The organism is Propionicimonas sp., from assembly GCF_049840635.1.
GTDB lineage: Bacteria > Actinomycetota > Actinomycetes > Propionibacteriales > Propionibacteriaceae > Propionicimonas.
Map to the genome: position 1 here is coordinate 580,569 of NZ_JASGKL010000004.1, position 17,766 is coordinate 598,334.

A 17,766-nucleotide genomic window follows, 5' to 3' on the forward strand; every position below is an offset into this window, starting at 1 on the left:
GGTCGGGCGCGGCACTGGTGGCGGGACGTCAGATACCCGGACGCGACAGCGCGTTGATTGCGGCCGAGGTGATCGCACTGCCGCCGCGGCGTCCGCGCAGGACGAGGTAGTCCAGGCCGAGCTGGTTGGCCGCGAGGGCGTCCTTCGACTCGGCCGCACCGACGAAGCCGACCGGGATGCCGACGACCGCCGCCGGCCTCACGCCGGTCTCCTCGACGACCTCGAGCAGGTGGAAGAGTGCGGTGGGAGCGTTGCCGATCGCCACGACGGCGCCCTCCAGCCGCGGCAGCCACAACTCGACCGCAGCCGCCGTCTTCGTGGTGCCGCGCTCGGCGGCGTGGGCGGCGACCTCGGGCGTCCCGAGCAGGCAGATCACGTCGTTGTCGGCGGGCAGCCGCGAGCGGATCACGCCGCTGGCGACCATCTGCGAGTCGCACAGGATCGGGACGCCCCCCTGCAGCGCACCCCGGGACGCCGCGACGAAGCCGTCCGACCACGCCAGGGACGCGGGCAGGTCGGTCTGCGCGGCGGCGTGGATCATCCGGACGGCCACCTCGGCCAGGTCTTCGGGCATCCCCGACAGGTCGGACTCTGCCCGGATGATCTCGAACGAGCGGCGGTAGATCTCCGCGCCGTCGGTCAGGTAGTCGTAGCTCACAGCCCTTCCTCGTTGACCAGCTCGACGAAGCGGTTGCGGATCCGCCGCGCCCGCAGCGGGTCGTGCGTGGTGATCGCCGCGACGGTGACGCCGGACGCGTCGCCGGTGGCCGGCGTCCACGCCGAGCCGTCGTCGGCGGAGTCGGCGCGGACGCAGAAGGTGTGCCGGGCCTCGGCGTCGGCGACCACGGCGGCATTCGCGTCCGGCGAATCGGTGAGGGCCAGCACGTACCAGGCCCCGTCGAGGTCGGACGGGTCGTACCCGCGGGCGTGCCAGGTGAACGCGCCGGCCTCGGCCAGGGCGGCGAGGGACGTGTGCAGCTCTGGGGCGACGACCTCGACGCGCGCGCCCGCCTCCAGCAGCTTCGGCACCCGACGCCGGGCGACGCACCCGCCGCCGACCACGACGACCTTCCGGCCGCTCAGCAGCAGGCCGGTCAGGTACGCCGGTGAGCCGGCGGTCGTGCGGGCGCGCAGCGCGCCCTCCTTGTACCGCTGGGCGACGACCTGGGCGAGTTCGTCGCAGGGGCCGATCACGTTCGCGATCCGGATCGCAGCGTCGGGGTGCGTGGTGCGGAACGCGTCCACCTGCTGGTGCACCCACTCGTCGAGCCGTCCGGTGAACAGGAAGTGCGGCATCACCACGATCCGGCGGCTGCCGGACGCGTAGTACTGGTGCAGGATCTGCGGCAGGGTGGGCCGCGCGACTTGGATGAACGCCGACAGCACCTGGTGGTAGCCGCCGGTCTCGAAGACCACTCGCGACAGCCGGACGTGGTCGGCGTTCGCATCGGTGACCGTGCAGCCGCGTCCGACCATCACCACGTCGGTCTCCTCCGCGGGCCAGTCGCCGCGGGCCGAGGCGATCCGGGCGTGGACGGCGTCGAGCATCGGCTTCGGCGAGCCGAGGTGCCGGGTGTACACCACGGTCGCGTCGAGGTGCCGGGCCTTGGACGCGTCGATCGCCTCGGGGATGTCGTCGCGGACGTGGCCGCCGACCCCGATCATGAGCGGCACCACGACGGCGGCCGGTGCGTCCTCCAGCACCAGGTCGAGGGCCTCGTCGATGGTCGGCGGGGTCAGTTCGACGAAGCCCGCCTCGACGCGCACGTCGGGCAGCAGGGCGCGCACCTTGTCGACGAGGACGGACGCGGCGCTCGCTCCGGCGTTCACGCGGGTGCCGTGGCCCGCGACCACGAGCGGTGGCGGGGAGGCGGGGATGCCGGCGGGCAGGGGAGCGGGATCGGTGTGCGTCATGGCTTCATCCAGTGGTAGTCGCGCGGGGTCACCATGACGGTGCGTCCCGTGCCGGCGGGCAGGTAGCGGGTGGTCGACGAACCGACCACGACAAGGGAGTTCATGTTCACGACCGCCGGATCGAAGTCGGCCAGCGTCGACAGCGTGACCTTCTGGTCCGGCCGGTCGGCCTCCTCGACCACGGCGACAGGGGTCTGCGGCGGCCGATGGGCGGCGAACAGGGCCAGCGCGTCCGGCAGGTGGTGAAGGCGCGTCCGGCTGCGCGGGTTGTACAGCACGGTGACCAGGTCCGCCTCCGCTGCTGCCTCGACCCGCTTGAGGATCGTTTCCCAGTCGGTGTGCAGGTCGGACAGCGAGATGGTCGCGTGGTCGTGGCCCAGTGGGGCGCCGAGGATGGCCGACGCGGCGAGGCTCGCCGTGACGCCCGGCACGATCTCGACGTCGATGCCGTCGGTGCCCTGTTCGAGGGTGGGGGAGGCCATCGCGTAAATCGCCGGGTCGCCCGAGCAGACCAGGGCCACGTTGTGGCCCGCCCGCGCGAGCTGGATGGCGGTGGCGGTGCGCTCCTCCTCCTTGCCCATCGGGGTGGACGCGATCCGCACGCCCGGCCGAAGGAGGTCCTTCACCTGCGCGACGTAGGGCCGGTAGCCGACCACGACCGACGCCTCACGGATGGCCTGCTGGGCACGGGGAGTCGTGAGGTCGCGGGAGCCGGGGCCGAGCCCGATCACCGTCAGCCTGCCGCGGGCGGGGAGCCGTCCGATCGCGCAGGTGGCCTCGGGCGTCTTCTGCTTGTCGACGACCAGGGTCGCGCCGTGGGCGAGGACCGACGCCTCGGCGACGCTCGGGGTGCCGACGGCATGTTCGGCGTGGGCGGAGGGGTTGGGTGCGTCCTGGGCCGCCAGCGTCTCGGCGGGATAGGTGACGAATGGGACGCCGAGGCGGGTGGCGAGTTCGACCAGCCCTTCCTCGTCGGCCTTCGCGTCGACCGAGGTGATCGCGGCGAGCGCGCGAAGGTCGAGGCCGGCATCGGCGAGGGTGGTGGTGAGCAGCGCGTGCAGCGCATCGACGGAGGTACCGCGGTTGCAGCCCATTCCCGCGACCAGGCTGGGCGGGTTCAGCACCACGGTGGGGACGGCGGCGTTGTGGCGGCCCTTCGTGACGTCGTCGCTCGTTCCTCGCGACGCCTCCTCAGGGACCGTTGACGTGGTGGTGCTCGCCGGTCCCTGAGGAGCGAGCGGAGCGAGCGTCACGAAGGGCCGCCGCACGTCCTTCTCGTCCGTGACCCGCACGACGGCGACGGCGTCCGCGGGTACGTCCTCGCCGGCGTCGACGACGGTCACGTTCTTCGGCAGCGGGGGTAGCGGCCAGCGCTGTGTCCGCACCACGGCCACGGGCTCGCCGTCCAGGATCGCCCTGGTCACGCCGGCGACGTCGCCAGACCACGGCCAGCTCAGCGTGTCGAGGCCGGGCAGGCCGACCGCGTCGGTCGCCGTGGTGAGCACGGCGGTCCCGCCGAGGGCGTCGGCAATCCGCCGGGCGAGGTCGTTGGCTCCGCCGCCGTGGCCGCCGACCAGAGGGACGGCGAAGCGCCCGGCCTCGTCGACGACGACCACGCCGGGGTCGGTCTTCTTCGAGGCCAGCAGTGGCGCGATGATCCGGGTGGTGGCGCCGAGGGCGAGGTGGCTGATGATCAGGTCGCACTCGGCCCACGCCTGTGGCAGGCCGGTCACCGCGCCCTCGGCGTAGCGGCGGGTCGGGCCGCCGAGGGCCTCGTCGATTCGGGCGGCATGGACGAGGCTGGCCGTCCCGCTGGTGACCTGGCCGATGACGGTCTCCCGAACTCCTGGGCCGTCCGCGCACGGCGTCGAGGCGTCCAGAACGTCCGGGGGAGCGGCAAGCACCAGCACGACGTTGGGCTCGACGGGTTCGACGGCCGCCGCGGCGGCCGGGCCCAGCACGCGCACCCGCTCGTCGGGTTCGCCGAGCCGTTCGGCCAGCACGAAGGTGCGTGCGCGTCCGGCCAGACCGGCGGCCAGTTCCCGGATGCCGTGCTCTGCGGAGGTGAACACCGCGACCTTGGGGTGACTGCGGGCCAGGGCCAGCGCCGGTTCGAGCGGGCGGCCGTGCACGCTCACCACGACCGCGTCGTCCCAGGGGAGCCCGACTCTGGCGAAGGCGGTCGCGATCGACCCCACCGACGGCACCACCCGCGGACGCAGGCCCGCCGCACGCAGCGAACGGACTACGCCGTAGTACAACGGGTCTCCGCTCGCCACGACGACCACGTCGTCCGCTTCGGGCAGGCCGGCGATCCGGGTGACGGCGGCGGACAACGCCCCGAGGGTGATCCGGCGCTCGTCGGGCACGGCGAGCCGGTCGAGGTGACGGCTGCCGCCCACCACCCAGTCGGCGGCGGCCGCGGCCGCGACAAGCTCGGCGGTGGGATCGCCCAGCAACCCGTGGACGGTGATCATTCGCTGCTCCTGGTGACCAGGGGGCTGCCGTCGGAGGCGCGGTACTCGTGCCGGAAGCCCGGGTGGTAGAGGTGGCTGCGGGTGGTCGATTGCTCGGCCAGAGCCGGTCCGACGAGCACCACGGTGTGCTTCCAGAGCTTGTGCTCCTTCATCGTCGCCGACAGCTCGTCGAGCCGGCAGCGCAGCATCAGTTCGTCCGGCCAGCTGACCCGGTAGCCGACGATGCACGGCGTCTCGGCGGCGTAGCCGCCCGCCAGCAACTCGTCCTGCAAGGCCTTGTTGCGGGCCGCGGACAGGTACAGGGCCATGGTCGCGCCGTGGGCGGCGAAGCCGCGGACGGTCTCCCGCGGCGGCATCGGCGTGCGTCCGCCCTCGAGTCGCGTCAGGATCAGCGACTGCGAGACCTCGGGGACGGTGATTTCGGCGTCCATCCGCGCGGCGGCGGCGGAGAACGCCGAGACGCCGGGGATCGTCCGGTGCGGGATGCCGATCGCCTCGCAGATGCGGCGCTGCTCAGCGGTCGCGCCGTAGATGGAGGGGTCCCCGGTGTGGACGCGGGCCACCAGCAGCCCCTCGTCGTGCGCGCGCTGGTAGAGCGGGGTGATGTCCTCCAGGGACGCCGTGGCCGAGTCGACGACCAGCGCATCGGCGCGGGCCCCCGCCACGATGCCGGCGTCCACGAGGCTCGATGCCCAGATCACGATGTCGGCCTCGGCGATCACCCGCGCGCCGCGCAGCGTGATCAGGTCGGACGCGCCCGGGCCGGCGCCGACGAAGACGACCTCGCCGCTCACAGCCGTCCTCCGGTCTCGGTGCGGACGGGGGCGACCAGCACGGTGGAGAAGTACGGCGCCGACTCGGCGTCCACCTCGGACAGGGGAGTGAGGCTCTCGCCGGGGAGGCCGATGTTCACGCCCAGCACGCCGTCGCGGCCGCGGCTGCGGATCAGGTCGAGCAGGGCGGGGAGCTGGCGTCCGCCCTTGTAGGCGACCACCGTGTCCGCGGTGTCCAGCGCCGACCCGACGACGTCGAGGCCCGCCGTGACCGGCACCAGAGCGAAGCTCTCCTGCCCCTCGACGAGCGGGGTCAGGCTGGCCGCGGCGAGCGCCTGGGCGGCAGTGATGCCCGGCACGACCGACACGCCGACGTCGGGCACCACTGCCTGTACCTGGGCGGCGAGGTAGCTGAACGTCGAGTAGACGCTCGGGTCGCCGACGGTGGCGAAGGCGACGACGCGCGCCCCCGCCCGGAAGGCGTCGACCGCGGCCTGCGCGGACGCCTCCCACGACTTCCTGCGCTGCGTGCCGACACCGCGGCGCTGCGCCATGCTGAACGGGACGCGGCGGAGCTTCGTTGCGGCGGCAGGGCAGGCGGCCAGCACGACCTGCTCGGCCCGGCCTGCGTCGTCACCGCTGGTCTCCGTGCTCGGCACCAGCACGACATCGGCCCGCTCGAAGACCCGAACGGCCTTCAGCGTGACGAGTTCGGGGTCGCCCGGACCCACGCCAACGCCCACGAGAGTGGGTGTGCTCACGGCAGGCTGTGCCAAGAGAGCCTCCTCAGGTTTCCGCGCCCGATGAACTCGGCAGCGAGGCGAGTTCCTGGCTCCCGGACGCCGTCCGGTCACAGTGGCGGGACCGCCCCGGATTCGCCTCTCGGCCCACCGGAGTTCCTGCGCACATCGCTGCCCGGACCCAGTCTGGCACACTCGGGGGCGAAGAATTACCACCGGGAGAGGACGGTCGATGGGACGCGGACGCGGCGCGCTGGCTGCCGGTCTCGCGCTCGGCTGGCTGGCCGACCAGGCCCTCGGCGACCCGCGCCGGTTCCATCCGGTGGCCGGCTTCGGGCAGGCCGCCGGACGGCTCGAGCAGGCGCTGTACGCCGACGACCGCGCGCGCGGGGTCGTGTTCGAGGCGGCGTTGGTCGGGGGCGCGCTGGGGCTGGGTGCGGTCCTCGAAAGGGCCGTCGCGGGGCGTCCGGCACTGCGGGTACTGGCGGTTGCCGCCTCGACCTGGGCCGTGCTCGGCGGACGCTCGCTGGCCCGAGAGGCCGAGGCGATCGCCGACCTGCTCGGGGCGGAGGACCTGGCCGGCGCGCGGGTCCGCGTGCGCAACCTGGTCAGCCGCGATCCGGAGACCTTGGACGCGGACGGCGTGGCCCGCGCGGCGCTGGAGTCGGTCGCCGAGAACACCTCGGACGCGGTCGTCGCGCCACTGTTCTGGGGCGCAGTCGCCGGTGTCCCCGGGCTGCTCGGCTACCGCGCGATCAACACCCTCGACGCGATGGTCGGCTATCGGAACGAGCGCTACCGGAACTTCGGCTGGGCCGCGGCGAAGCTGGACGACGCCGCCAACTGGCTGCCCGCGCGACTCTCGGGTGCCCTCGCGGCGCTGGCCGCGCCGCTGGTCGGGGGTGACCCGCGCGACGCCTTCCGGGTCGTGCGTGAGCAGTCCGGGGATCACCCCAGCCCGAACGGCGGGGTGGTCGAAGGCGCGTTCGCCGGCGCGCTCAGGGTCACCCTTGGCGGACGCAACACCTACTTCGGCGTCGAGGAGGACCGCGGCGAGCTCGGCACTGGTCCTGCACCCACGCCGACCGACCTTGCGCGGGCCAACCGGCTCGCCCTCGCCGTGTCGGCCGGCGCCGCCGTCGTCTCGGTCGGCCTCGCTCTGGCACGGTCTCAGGGGAGGCCCGCGAGGAACGAGCGGAAGCCGGTGGCACGGCCCCTGAGGAGCCCCGCGAGGAACGAGCCGGCGGCAGGAGCACGGTCGCTGAGGAGCCCCGCGAGGAACGAGCGGGGCGTCACGAAGGGCCGGCGACCGTGAGCGTCCTGCTGCTGGGCGGGACAGCGGAGGCGCGCGAACTGGCTGCGGCGTTGGTGGCCGCGGGCATTGCGGTCACCACCTCGCTCGCGGGGGACGTGGCCGAGCCCCGGCTGCCGGACGGCGAGGTGCGCGTCGGCGGCTTCGGCGGGGCCGAAGGGCTCGCACGCTACCTGCGCGAGCATGACATCAGCGCCGTGGTCGACGCCACGCATCCCTTCGCGGCACGGATCTCCGCGAACGCCGCGCAGGCCTGCGCCACCACCGGCGTCCCGTTGCTCCGGTTGGAGCGTCCCGGCTGGTCTCAGCGGCCCGACGCGTCCGGCTGGCACTGGGTCGACTGCCTGGACGACGCCCGGACGGCCGCCGAAGCGCTGGGCAACCGCGTGTTCCTCGCGGTCGGGCGCCAGGAGCTGGGCACGTTCGCGGGCTGGGCCGACCGCTACGTTCTGGCAAGGGTCGTCGATGCGCCCGACATCGAGGTCCCCGGGACGTGGGAGGTCCTGCGCGCCCGCGGCCCGTTCCGGCTGGCGGACGAACTCGACCTGCTCGCGAGCCGCGCCATTGACGTCCTCGTCACCAAGGACTCCGGCGGCGCCACCGACGCCAAGCTCGACGCCGCCGCGCAACTCGGCGTGCGGGTGGTCGCCGTGCGCAGGCCGCAACCACCTGCCGGCGTCCCCGTCGTGGAGACGGTCGACCAGGCGCTCGCCTGGCTCGCGCGCGGCTGAAGCGGTCAACAGCGCGCGTCAGCGGCGGCGCAGCAGGTACGTGTCGAACATCCAGCCCTTGCGCGCGGCGGCCTCCGCGCGGGTGGAGAGGACCTCGTCCCTGACCTCCGCGAGGTCGCCCGAGATCAGGATTTCGTCGGGGGTGCCCAGGTAGGCGCCCCAGTAGAGGTCCAGACCGGCCGGGTCGATGTGCACGAACGTCTGCCGCCCGTCGAGCATCACGACCACGTCGTCCACGTCGGCCGGCATCCCGTGCCGAAGCAGCCGTGCCGGACTGACCTGCACGGCGCGTCCCTGCCGGTTCAACGGGATCCGGTGTCGGGCTGCCAGCGCGAGGACACTGCTGATCCCCGGCAGCACGCGGAGCCCGATCTCCCGACCGTCGACCCCGCACGAGCGGACGAGCTCGGTCGCGATCGCCAGCGTGCTCTCGTACAGCGACGGGTCGCCCCAGACCAGGAAGCCGCCGACCTCCCCGTCGCCGAGGTGGGCGTCGACGGCTGCGCTCCACTGTTCGAGACGGAGGGCGCGCCAGCGCGCGACGGCCGCGTCGTAGTCGGGCGCTGTGCGCCACGGCCGCGGGGGGTCGCGCAGCTCGACCGTCCGCACGGGCTCCTCGCGATGCCGCTCCACCACCACGCGCCGCGCCTCGACGAGGTCGTCCAGCTCGTCCTCCTTGAGCACGACGAACAGCACGTCGAGGGACTTGATGGCCCGCACCGCCTCGAGCGTGACCCAGTCCGGGTCGCCGGCCCCGACGCCGATCAGCAGCAACTCGCGTTTCACGCGGCCCACGCTACGGGAACCGCGGGGGTGGCCGGTGCCGGGGGAGTCCCGCCGGGCGACCGCGGACTCAGCGGACCCGGAGCCCGGCCAACGCGGCGACGAAGGCGTCCGCGACGGCCGGGGCGGGCACCTTCACCCGGACCCACGTCGGGCCGAGGCCGGGGAACGACTCGCCCCTGCGCACCGCGAACCCGGCCCGCGCGAGCGCAGGACGGACCGACGTCGGCCCGCACGAGGTGGTGTCGACGAGCACGAACGGCGCGGTGCCGGGGACACTCGGGAACCCCGCCGCGGCCAGTGCCGCGACCAGGTGGACGCGATCCGCGGCGACCTCGCGATAGCGGGCGGCGGCCTCGGCGAGGGCGGACGCAGCGCTGGTCGCGACCATCGCTGCGGCGGCCGGTGCCGAGACCGGCCAACTGGGCTGAGCCTCGGCGAGCCGGGCGATCAGCGCCGGGTCCCCGACGACGTAACCCACCCGCAGTCCGGGGAGCCCCCACGTCTTCGACAGCGAGCGCAGGACGAGCCGGTCGCGCATGCTCGGAGCGATCAGGCTCTGGCTCTCGTCCGTGGCGTCCATGAACGCCTCGTCGATGACCAGCAGGCGGCCGCGTCCCGCGTCCAGCAGGTGGTCGCGACGGTGCAGCCAGCCGGTGGGATTGGTCGGGTTACCGACGAACAGGGCGTCCGCCCACGCAGGGAGGTCGCCCAGCGGCGGCCCAGCCGGGTCGGCCGACTCCCCGGCGGCCACCGGCAGCAGCCAGCGCTGGACGGCGTGGCCGGCAGCCCGCAGCGCCGCCTCCGGCTCGGTGAACTGGGGATGCACGACGAGCGGGTGGGACGCGGTCAGGGTGCGCGCGATCAGGGCGAACCCCTCGGCGCCGCCCGCGGTCGGGAGCACCATCGTCGGGTGGACGCCGTGGGAGTCCGCGATCGCTTCCCTGGCTGCGGCGGCGTCCGGGTAGCGGGCGAGGTCACTGCGTCCGATCACCTCGGCGAGCCAGCCCGGGGGACCCGGCTGGACGTTCACGGCCAGGTCCACCAGCCCGGGGCCGAGGTCGTGGTCGCCGTGGTGGTGCAGGTCGATGCCGTCGACGGTGGACTCGGGACGCGGGGGACGGGCTCCCGTTCCCGCCGTGGCGAAGCGGGCAGCGGCGTCGGCGAAGCGTTGTGCGCAGGCGGGGTGGCCCGCCCAGTGCACGTGCAGGTAGGACGAGTGCAGGTTCGGGCCGGTGAAGCCCTCCGGGCGTCCGTCCCACATCCATGCCGGCGCGCCGTGGCCGGGCTCGGTCCGGGTCCGGTGGAACTCGTGGCCGCGGACGGTCGTGCCGGCGGCCGCGAGGAGCGTATCGGCCGGCGCCTCGGCCGAGCGGTAGCCGAGGGTGAGCCGCGGCGTCATCCGGGCGCCGGCGGCGAGCGCGCCGACCATGGGGTGCCCGTCGAGGTGCTCGCCCAGGTAGAGCTGGCCCGCGCACTCCGCCACGGTCGGCAGGCCGTCGGCGACCGCCTCGGCGATCGCCCCGCGCAGGCCGGCGTTGCGGCTGAGCTCGACCGCGTGCACCTCGGGGAAGCCGCCCCCCACGTACAGGCCGGCGATCCCGGTGGGAAGCGCGGTGTCACGCAGCGGGTCGATCTCGACGACCCGGCACCCTGCGGCCTCCAGCAGCTCGGTCGTCTCCGCGTAGCGGAACGTGAACGCACGGCCGGCCATCACCCCGACCAGCGGGCGCCCCGCCACGGGCGTGACCACCGACGACGGTCGCCAGGCCTCCCCGGCGAGGTCGGACGCGGTCGCGGCGAGCCCGAGGACGCCGTCGAGGTCGACGTGTGCCGCGACGTGGGCGGCGAGCGCGTCGATCATCGCCGCCGACTCCCGCCGCTCGGCGGCAGGCACGAGGCCGAGGTGTCTCGACGGCGCAGAGACCCCGGCGTTGCGGGGCACCATCCCGAGCACGGGCACGCCGGCCCCCTCGAACACCGAGGCCAGCTCCGCGGCGTGGCGGGTGCTCGCGACCCGGTTCACCACGACGCCCGCGATCCGGACGGTCGGGTCGAAGCCACGCAGGCCGAGCGCAGCGGCCGCAGCGGTGCGCGAGGAACCCGCGGCGTCCACCACCAGGAGCACGGGGGCATCGATGAGCCGGGCCACGTGGGCGGTCGAGCCGAACCCGCCGCTGGCCAGCTGGCCGTCGAACAGGCCCATCACCCCCTCGACGATCGCCACGTCCGCCGGCGTGGGCGTCCCGACGCCGTGCAGGAACAGGTCGCTGACGAGGGCCTCGCTGGTCAGGACCGGGTCGAGGTTGCGTCCGGGCCGCCCGGTCGACAGGGCGTGGTAGCCGGGGTCGATGAAGTCGGGGCCGACCTTGAAGCCCGCCACCTCGTGGCCGGCGCCGCGCAGGGCTGCCATCAGGCCGGTGGCGATCGTGGTCTTGCCCGCCGAGGACGCCGCAGCGGCCACCACGAGCCGGGGGATCCTCACCATTCGATGCCCGCCTGGCCCTTCTGTCCGCTGTCGAAAGGATGCTTCACCTTGCGCATCTCGGTCACGGTGGTGGCGATCGCGCACAGCTCGGGCGGCGCTCCCCGCCCCGTGACCACGACGTGCTGGGTACCGGGTCGGTCGCGCAGGGTGGCCACGACCTCGGCCAGGTCCACCCAGCCGCGGGTGAGCGGGTAGGTGAACTCGTCGAGGACGTAGAGCTGGTGGCGTTCGTCCGCCAGCCGCAGGGCGACCTCGGCCCACGCGTCTCGGGCGGCCTGCGCAGGGTCGGGGGCGTCCTCCGGCTTGCGCACCCAGCCGCGGCCCTGCCCGCTGGCGAACCACTCGACCGGTCCGCCGGCGCCGGTGCGGTCGTGCTCGGCACCGAGCGCCTCCAGCGCCGCGCGCTCGCCGCTGACCCACCGGCCCGACTTCACGAACTGGAACACGCCGATCGACCAGCCCTGGTGCCACGCCCGCAGCGCGAGACCCATGGCTGCCGTCGTCTTGCCCTTTCCCTCGCCGGTGTTCACGACGAGGGCGGGACGCAGGCGTCGCTCGCGAGCGGTCAGCCCGTCCTCGGGCACGACCGGGGGCACACCGTCAGGCAAGGGTCGTCTCCGTGGTCACAACCCCCGATTCTGCCGTACCGGGATGCCGCCCCTGACCGCGACGGCGGGATCCGGCCCCGATCCGTTCCCCTCGATCTCGACTGGTTATGGTGCTGGCATGGACGCGCGCAGCTCCCGCCAGCTCTCCGCAGGGCTCCCCGATGACGCCTTCGCCACGGACGGCCTGCTCACCAAGCGGGTGCTGCGGGCGTACGCGCTGGCGATGCTGGCCCCGGTCGGGGACGAGGTGCTGTGGGACCTCGGCGCGGGGACGGGCAGCATCGGCATCGAGTGGTGCCGGCTGCACCCCGGCAACACCGCCGTGGCGGTCGAGCGGGACCCCGAGCGCCGCGTCCGGATCGAGCTGAACGCCGCAGCCCACGGGGTCGGCGGACGCGTCCGGGTCGTGCCGGGGCGGATCCGCGACGCGCTGGAGGACCTGCCGGACCCCCGGGCCGTGTTCGTGGGCGGGGGGATCTCGGCGGACGTGCTCTCCCGCTGCTGGGAGGCGCTGCCCTCGGGCGGACGGCTGGTCGCGCACAGCGTCACCGCCGACTCCGACGTCGTCCTGCTGGACGCCTACCGGCACCGGGGCGGCGAGCTCGTCCGGATCGGGGTCGAGAACGCCGGGCCGATCGGACGCTACGTCGGCTTCACGCCGCTGCGCACGGTCGCTGCCTGGGCCGCGACCAAGGAGTGAGCCGAGTTCGTCCGACGATCGACCAGTTCTACGCGAAATTGCGTAGACGGGCGCGATCGGTGGCAGGATCACGGTGTCGTCCACGACACGGAACCCGGTGCGAGTCCGGGACGGTCGGGCCACTGTGACCCAGCGATGGGAAGTCAGATACGTGCGTGGGCGAGCTGTTCCTTTAGGCCACGTCACCTAGAAAGGGAACTCGTCGATGCACATCGCTGAGGGATTCCTGCCTGTTGCCCACTGCGTCGCCTGGTACGCAGTCTCGACCCCGTTCGTCATCCACGGAGCGCGCAAGGTCATCCAGAATCTCGCAGGAGCACCCGGAGTCACGGCTGCTCATCGCCGCCGCCGGTGCCTTCACCTTCGTCCTTTCCTCGATCAAGCTGCCCTCTGTCACCGGGTCGTCGTCGCACCCGACCGGCACCGGTCTGGGCGCGGTCCTCTTCCGTCCGCCCGTGATGGCGTTCCTCTCCACGATCGTCCTGGTCTTCCAGGCGCTCCTGCTGGCCCACGGGGGGATCACCACCCTCGGCGCCAACGTGTTCAGCATGGGGATCGCCGGGCCTTGGGTCGGCTTCGCCTTCTGGACGCTGAGCCGCCGGCTCGGCTGGCACCGCAACGTCGGCGTGTTCCTCGCGCTGGCCTTCGCCGACCTGTCCACCTACCTGGTCACCAGCGTCCAGCTGGGCCTCGCATTCCCCGACCCGGTGTCGGGACTGGCCGGTTCGGTGGCGAAGTTCATGGGCGTCTTCGCCATCTCCCAGGTTCCCCTGGCGATCGCCGAGGGCATCCTCGGGGTGCTGGTGTTCCGCCTGCTCACCGACGTCGCGAAGCCGGAGCTCGAACGTCTCGGCGTGCTCACGCCCGCCGTGAAGGAAGCGGTGGCCTGAGATGAGCAGGAGGACCTGGACGACGATCGCCCTCGTCGCAGCGCTGGTGCTCGTCTTCGGCGTCAGCTTCGTCGTCGGCGGGCTGCACACCAACCCCGACGAGCGGTTCGTCGGCACGGACTCGGCCGCCACGGCCCAGATCGAGGCGTCCCACCCCGGCTATGTGCCGTGGTTCGAGCCGTTCTTCCAGCCCGAGTCGGGTGAGGTGGAGTCGGGGCTGTTCGCGCTCCAGGCCGCGATCGGCGGGACGGTGCTCGGGTTCGCCATCGGCGCCCTGTGGGGACGCCGGCGCGGCGAAGCCGTTGCCCCGGTCACGACGGGCCCCGCTCCCGCGTCCGAACCGACGGACTGATGCATGGTCTCGCGCTGGACCACGCCGCGTGGTCCAGCCCGTGGCGGTCCCGATCGGTCAGGGACAAGGGGTTGCTCTCGCTCGGTCTGCTCGCGGCTGCGGTCTCGTTGCCGGCGATCCCGGGGGCCGCGGCGGTGGGCGTGGTGAGCCTCGTCCTGCTCCTCGGCCCGATCCGGGTCGGGTGGGCGCGGCTGGGCCGGATCGTCGTGGTGCCGCTGGTCTCGATCCTGATCGGGGTCGCGACGGTCGCGGTCAGCGTCAGCTGGGACGCCGGCCTGCGCGTCCGGGTGACCCCGGTGGGGACGGAGGCAGCCGCCGGCCTCGCCGTCCGCGCGGTGGCGGCGACCCTGGCCATGTTCACCCTGGCCTGCTCGACGCCGATGATCGACCTGCTCAGCGCGCTCCGCAGGCTCCGGGTGCCGGAACCGCTGGTGGAGATCGCCGCGCTGGTCTACCGGTTCACGTTCGGACTGCTGGAGAGTGTCGGCGCGATCCATGCCGCGCAGGAGGCGCGGCTCGGCTACGCTAGCCGGACGGCCGCGATGCGGTCGGCGTCCATGGGTGTGGCGGTGCTGCTCCTGCGCTCCTGGGACCGGGCGCGTCGGCTCGAGGACGGGCTCGCCGCCCGCGGGTACACCGACTCGCTGCGCACCCTCGACCCGCCCCGGCGGCGCTCGGCAGCGTTCCTTGCCGCGAGCGTGGCGGTGCTGGTCGCGCTCGTCGGGGTCACCGTGGCCTGGGAGGTGCGGCGATGAGCCACCGGCAGCTCGCTGCGTCCGGGCTCGAGGTCGCCTTCGGGCAGCGGCGGGTGCTGCGTGGGGCGAGCCTGGAGGTCCCGAGTGGGCAGCGGCTCGCCCTGCTCGGGGCGAACGGCTCGGGGAAGACGACCCTGCTGCGGACGCTGGCCGGGTCGGTCCGGCCCGGGGCGGGTGAGGTGCTGGTGGACGGAGGAACGCTCGCGTTCGACCGCGCAGGACTGAAGTCGCACCGGCAGGTCGTCCAGCTGGTGGCCCAGAACCCCGACGACCAGCTGTTCGCCGCGGACGTGTTCCGGGATGTCTCCTTCGGGCCGCTGAACCTCGGTCTCGGGGAGGCGGAGGTGCGACAGCGGGTGGACCACGCGCTGGCCGTGCTGTCGATCGAGGACCTTGCCGAGCGGCCCATCCACGAGTTGTCCTACGGGCAGCGCAAGCGGGTGGCGATCGCGGGGGCGCTGGCCATGGAGCCCTGCGTGATGCTGCTCGACGAGCCGACCGCCGGCCTGGACCCGCAGGGGGTGGACGAGATGGTCGCCGCGCTGGAGAGCCTGCGGGCCGCGCACACGACCGTCGTGATCTCCACCCACGACGTCGACTTCGCGCTGTGGTGGGCCGACCGGGTCGCCGTCCTGGTCGACGGGGTCGTGCACCACGGCGACCCGGTCGCCATGCTGTCGGACGCGGACCTGGTCGCGTCCGCCCGCCTGCGCCGCCCGCTGGTGCTGGAGGCCGCCGCCCAACTGGGCGTCGACCCCACCGGCGTCACCGACATCGCGGGCCTCGTCGCCGCCGTCCTCGCCGACGCCGCGGCCTGACGCGGCACGCCAGGAACCGTCCCCAGCGTTCCCCCGGCACGATGGGGACGGTTCCTGTCGTGCCGTCCGGAACAGCGAGTTCCTCCGGTGGCGGCGGCCCTTCGTGACGGTCGGCGGGCTCGTCCCTCACCCGCCGGCCTCCTCAGGGACCGTTTCGTACCCGGTGTCCTCAGGCTGGTGCCCGTCGCGGGAGTGCTCAGGGGCCGTGGGGGCAGGCGACCGCTCGCCTTTCGGTCCCTGAGGAGCGGTCGTGAGGAACGAGCGACCGCGTTACGAAGGGCGCTCGCCGGAACGTTGAGCGCCACCGTTCGTGCCCGAGAGCCACCGTTCGCGTCGAGAGCCCGTGTCTGAACGAGGGCTGTCGACGGGAAGGGTGGCCCTCGGTGACTGGAGTGGATCTTGCCGGGCACGGGGGGACGGTTCTCTCGTGCCGGGCACGGGGGGGACGGTTCTTTCGTGCCGTGGCGTTCAGCGGGTGAGGGCGAGCAGCGCGTCGAGGTCGACGTGCTCCTCCAGGGCGTCGGCGAGGACGTCGAGCATCTGCGTGCGGCGCTCGGCGAAGCCGGGCTGGTCCTCGGCGGGCGTCCACGACGAGCCGACGGTGGCGGCCAGTTCGGTGAGCCACGCGCGCCGGAACGCGTCGTTCTCGAAGGCGCCGTGCCAGATCGTGCCCCAGGTGTTGCCCAGCCGGACGCCGTCGAGGAACGGCTCGCCCCCGGTCGGCTCGACCACCCCGTGGTGGATCTCGTAGCCGACCACCTCGTGGCCCCGCCACGACCCGCGGGGGCGGCCGAGCACCTTCTCCGGGCTGAACCGGACGCGGACGGGCAGCAGGCCGAGGCCCGGTTCGGTGCCGCGCGCGGACTCCACGGGGTCGTCGATCACCTCGGCGAGCATCTGGTAGCCCCCGCAGATGCCCAGGATCGGACGGCCCGCTGCCGCCCGCCGGGCGAGGGCGTCGGCCAGGCCCAGCCGGCGCAGCCAGTCGAGGTCGGCCAGGGTCGAGCGGCTGCCGGGCAGCACCACGAGGTCCGCGCTCTCGATGTCGGCAGGCGTCGCGGTGGCGAACACGTCCAGCCCGGGCTCAGCGGCCAGCGCATCGAGGTCGGTCGCGTTCGAGATCCGCGGGAACCGGATCGCGGCCACCCGGAGCGTCCCGGCGCGGCCGGGAAGGCGGGGCCACTTCGCGAAGGCGAGCGCGTCCTCGCTGTCCAGCCAGACCTGGTCGAGCCAGGGCAGGACGCCGAAGCAGGGGAGTCCGGTCCGGGCGGTCAGCTCTTCCAGCCCGGGGTCGAGGACGGACTGGTCGCCCCGGAACTTGTTGACCAGGTAGCCGGCGAGGGTGGCCCGGTCGGCGTCGTCGACGATCGCCCAGTGGCCGTAGACGGACGCGAGCACGCCGCCCCGGTCGATGTCGCCGACGAGCACCACGGGCAGGCCGAAGCGCCGGGCCAGCCCGAAGTTCACGTAGTCGCCGGCGCGCAGGTTGATCTCTGCCGGCGACCCGGCCCCCTCGGCGACGACGAGGTCGTAGGACGCGTCCAGTTCGGCGTAGGCGGCGAAGGCGGCCTCGGCGAGCCGCGTCCGCCCGCCCACGTACTCGCCCGCCTCGAGGGTGCCGGCGGGCTGACCGCGCAGCACGATGAACGAGCGGCGGTCGGTGCCGGGCTTGAGCAGGACGGGGTTGTGCACCGATGACGGCTCCACCCCGGCGGCGAGGGCCTGCAGGTACTGGGCGCGGCCGATCTCGGAGCCGTCCGCGCACACCATGGAGTTGTTGCTCATGTTCTGGGCCTTGAACGGGGCGACCCGGAGGCCGCGGCGCGCGAACGCGCGGCACAGCCCTGCGGCCACGAGCGACTTCCCGGCGTCGGAGGATGTGCCCGCCACCAGGAGTCCCGCCATGCCCGCATCCTCCCATGCTGCGCGCGGTGCGGACGCGCCACCGCACCTCTGCGCCTTGCCGTCCGTCCCGGCCGCGGGCAGCATCGGGGGATGACCAAGTACCTCATCACTTTCCCGAGCCGGGCGATGGTGCTGACCGAGGAGGAGTTTCCCGCCGTCGTGGAGGACTCCCATGCCGTCATCGAGGAGGCGAAGGCCGCCGGCGTGTATGTGTTCGGCGGCGGGATCGACGAGTCGGTCGCGCCGGTGCGGGTGTCCGCGGACGGGTCGGTGGCGTCCGGCACCTATCCGGGCTCGGAGCTGACCGGGGGGTTCACCGTCCTCGAGATCCCGACACGAGAGGAGGCGGAGGAGTGGGCGCGGCGGATCGCCGCGGCCTGCCGCTGCGACCAGGAACTGCGCGAGTTCGGGTACGACCCGGCGAGCTGAGCCTCCCGGGCCGGGGCCGCGTCCCGACGCCGGGGCCCGTCTCGATGTGAGTTGGTCCACCGAACACGGTGGACGAAGTCACACTCAAGGA

General features: G+C 73.6%; 16 protein-coding genes, 1 pseudogene and 2 riboswitches. Of the genes and pseudogenes, 8 read left to right on the top strand and 9 right to left on the bottom strand.

Features of this window, described 5'->3' with window-relative positions; genetic code table 11:
- Positions 1-28 precede the first annotated feature (28 nt).
- Genes QM779_RS02950 through cobI form a run of 5 tightly spaced genes read right to left on the bottom strand, consistent with a single transcriptional unit; the run spans position 29 to position 5,925 of the window.
- A complete protein-coding gene (locus QM779_RS02950) occupies positions 29-658 on the bottom strand; it encodes a precorrin-8X methylmutase (protein ID WP_428531366.1) in 630 nt (209 codons plus the stop codon).
- On the bottom strand, positions 655-1,914 hold the full coding sequence (locus QM779_RS02955) for a CbiX/SirB N-terminal domain-containing protein (RefSeq protein ID WP_428531369.1): 1,260 nt from the start codon (positions 1,912-1,914) through the stop codon (positions 655-657). The genes QM779_RS02950 and QM779_RS02955 overlap by 4 nt, the downstream gene beginning before the upstream one ends.
- Positions 1,911-4,391, bottom strand: a complete 2,481-nt coding sequence (gene cobJ, locus QM779_RS02960) for a precorrin-3B C(17)-methyltransferase (RefSeq protein ID WP_428531372.1) — start codon at positions 4,389-4,391, stop codon at positions 1,911-1,913. The genes QM779_RS02955 and cobJ overlap by 4 nt, the downstream gene beginning before the upstream one ends.
- On the bottom strand, positions 4,388-5,185 hold the full coding sequence (cobM, locus tag QM779_RS02965) for a precorrin-4 C(11)-methyltransferase (protein ID WP_428531375.1): 798 nt from the start codon (positions 5,183-5,185) through the stop codon (positions 4,388-4,390). The genes cobJ and cobM overlap by 4 nt, the downstream gene beginning before the upstream one ends.
- Positions 5,182-5,925: a precorrin-2 C(20)-methyltransferase gene (gene cobI, locus QM779_RS02970; protein WP_428531378.1), complete on the bottom strand. Its 744-nt coding sequence runs from the start codon at positions 5,923-5,925 to the stop codon at positions 5,182-5,184. The genes cobM and cobI overlap by 4 nt, the downstream gene beginning before the upstream one ends.
- 42 nt (positions 5,926-5,967) lie before the next feature.
- A riboswitch (cobalamin riboswitch) is annotated at positions 5,968-6,116 on the bottom strand.
- 20 nt (positions 6,117-6,136) lie between these two features.
- On the opposite strand from cobI, the gene QM779_RS02975 reads away from it, so the two are divergent.
- Positions 6,137-7,219 carry a cobalamin biosynthesis protein gene (locus tag QM779_RS02975; protein ID WP_428531381.1) on the top strand — a complete coding sequence of 361 codons (1,083 nt, stop codon included), beginning with the start codon at positions 6,137-6,139 and terminating at the stop codon, positions 7,217-7,219.
- Complete coding sequence (locus tag QM779_RS02980; RefSeq protein WP_428531384.1) at positions 7,216-7,947, top strand: cobalt-precorrin-6A reductase; 732 nt, start codon at positions 7,216-7,218, stop codon at positions 7,945-7,947. Before QM779_RS02975 ends, QM779_RS02980 begins: the two co-directional genes overlap by 4 nt.
- An 18-nt stretch (positions 7,948-7,965) precedes the next feature.
- Here QM779_RS02980 and cobF read toward each other — a convergent pair whose 3' ends face one another.
- The 3 genes from cobF to cobO form a co-directional block, all read right to left on the bottom strand.
- Positions 7,966-8,733, bottom strand: a complete 768-nt coding sequence (gene cobF, locus QM779_RS02985; protein ID WP_428531387.1) for a precorrin-6A synthase (deacetylating) — start codon at positions 8,731-8,733, stop codon at positions 7,966-7,968.
- A 67-nt stretch (positions 8,734-8,800) separates the two neighbouring features.
- Entirely contained in the window at positions 8,801-11,218 is a 2,418-nt protein-coding gene (locus QM779_RS02990; protein ID WP_428531390.1) for a cobyrinate a,c-diamide synthase, read from the bottom strand.
- A complete protein-coding gene (gene cobO / locus QM779_RS02995; protein ID WP_428531393.1) occupies positions 11,212-11,826 on the bottom strand; it encodes a cob(I)yrinic acid a,c-diamide adenosyltransferase in 615 nt (204 codons plus the stop codon). Before cobO ends, QM779_RS02990 begins: the two co-directional genes overlap by 7 nt.
- 118 nt (positions 11,827-11,944) lie before the next feature.
- Here cobO and cbiT point away from each other — a divergent pair, with 118 nt between their 5' ends.
- The 5 genes and pseudogenes from cbiT (at position 11,945) to QM779_RS03020 (ending at position 15,341) form a co-directional block, all read left to right on the top strand.
- Complete coding sequence (gene cbiT, locus QM779_RS03000) at positions 11,945-12,526, top strand: precorrin-6Y C5,15-methyltransferase (decarboxylating) subunit CbiT (protein ID WP_428531396.1); 582 nt, start codon at positions 11,945-11,947, stop codon at positions 12,524-12,526.
- A 53-nt stretch (positions 12,527-12,579) separates the two neighbouring features.
- Positions 12,580-12,699: riboswitch (cobalamin riboswitch) on the top strand.
- A 32-nt stretch (positions 12,700-12,731) separates the two neighbouring features.
- Positions 12,732-13,416, top strand: a pseudogene (locus QM779_RS03005) (energy-coupling factor ABC transporter permease).
- Position 13,417: 1 nt separating this feature from the next.
- Complete coding sequence (locus QM779_RS03010) at positions 13,418-13,768, top strand: energy-coupling factor ABC transporter substrate-binding protein (RefSeq protein ID WP_428531399.1); 351 nt, start codon at positions 13,418-13,420, stop codon at positions 13,766-13,768.
- A complete protein-coding gene (gene cbiQ / locus QM779_RS03015; RefSeq protein ID WP_428531402.1) occupies positions 13,768-14,523 on the top strand; it encodes a cobalt ECF transporter T component CbiQ in 756 nt (251 codons plus the stop codon). Before QM779_RS03010 ends, cbiQ begins: the two co-directional genes overlap by 1 nt.
- Positions 14,520-15,341, top strand: coding sequence for an energy-coupling factor ABC transporter ATP-binding protein (locus QM779_RS03020; protein WP_428531405.1), 822 nt, complete (start codon positions 14,520-14,522; stop codon positions 15,339-15,341). Before cbiQ ends, QM779_RS03020 begins: the two co-directional genes overlap by 4 nt.
- A gap of 468 nt (positions 15,342-15,809) precedes the next feature.
- Here QM779_RS03020 and QM779_RS03025 read toward each other — a convergent pair whose 3' ends face one another.
- A complete protein-coding gene (locus QM779_RS03025; RefSeq protein WP_428531408.1) occupies positions 15,810-17,246 on the bottom strand; it encodes a cobyric acid synthase in 1,437 nt (478 codons plus the stop codon).
- A 90-nt stretch (positions 17,247-17,336) separates the two neighbouring features.
- On the opposite strand from QM779_RS03025, the gene QM779_RS03030 reads away from it, so the two are divergent.
- A complete protein-coding gene (locus QM779_RS03030) occupies positions 17,337-17,675 on the top strand; it encodes a YciI family protein (RefSeq protein ID WP_428531411.1) in 339 nt (112 codons plus the stop codon).
- Positions 17,676-17,766 lie beyond the last annotated feature (91 nt).

What these genes read in the sequence shown, in the direction of transcription:
- cbiT (WP_428531396.1), top strand. Translation starts at nt 11,945, where the DNA reads ATGGACGCGCGCAGCTCCCGCCAGCTCTCCGCAGGGCTCCCCGATGAC.
- QM779_RS03020 (WP_428531405.1), top strand. Translation starts at nt 14,520, where the DNA reads ATGAGCCACCGGCAGCTCGCTGCGTCCGGGCTCGAGGTCGCCTTCGGG.
- QM779_RS02955 (WP_428531369.1), bottom strand. Translation starts at nt 1,914, where the DNA reads ATGACGCACACCGATCCCGCTCCCCTGCCCGCCGGCATCCCCGCCTCC.
- cbiQ (WP_428531402.1), top strand. Translation starts at nt 13,768, where the DNA reads ATGCATGGTCTCGCGCTGGACCACGCCGCGTGGTCCAGCCCGTGGCGG.
- QM779_RS03030 (WP_428531411.1), top strand. Translation starts at nt 17,337, where the DNA reads ATGACCAAGTACCTCATCACTTTCCCGAGCCGGGCGATGGTGCTGACC.
- QM779_RS03025 (WP_428531408.1), bottom strand. Translation starts at nt 17,246, where the DNA reads ATGGCGGGACTCCTGGTGGCGGGCACATCCTCCGACGCCGGGAAGTCG.
- QM779_RS02990 (WP_428531390.1), bottom strand. Translation starts at nt 11,218, where the DNA reads ATGGTGAGGATCCCCCGGCTCGTGGTGGCCGCTGCGGCGTCCTCGGCG.
- QM779_RS02975 (WP_428531381.1), top strand. Translation starts at nt 6,137, where the DNA reads ATGGGACGCGGACGCGGCGCGCTGGCTGCCGGTCTCGCGCTCGGCTGG.
- cobJ (WP_428531372.1), bottom strand. Translation starts at nt 4,391, where the DNA reads ATGATCACCGTCCACGGGTTGCTGGGCGATCCCACCGCCGAGCTTGTC.
- QM779_RS03010 (WP_428531399.1), top strand. Translation starts at nt 13,418, where the DNA reads ATGAGCAGGAGGACCTGGACGACGATCGCCCTCGTCGCAGCGCTGGTG.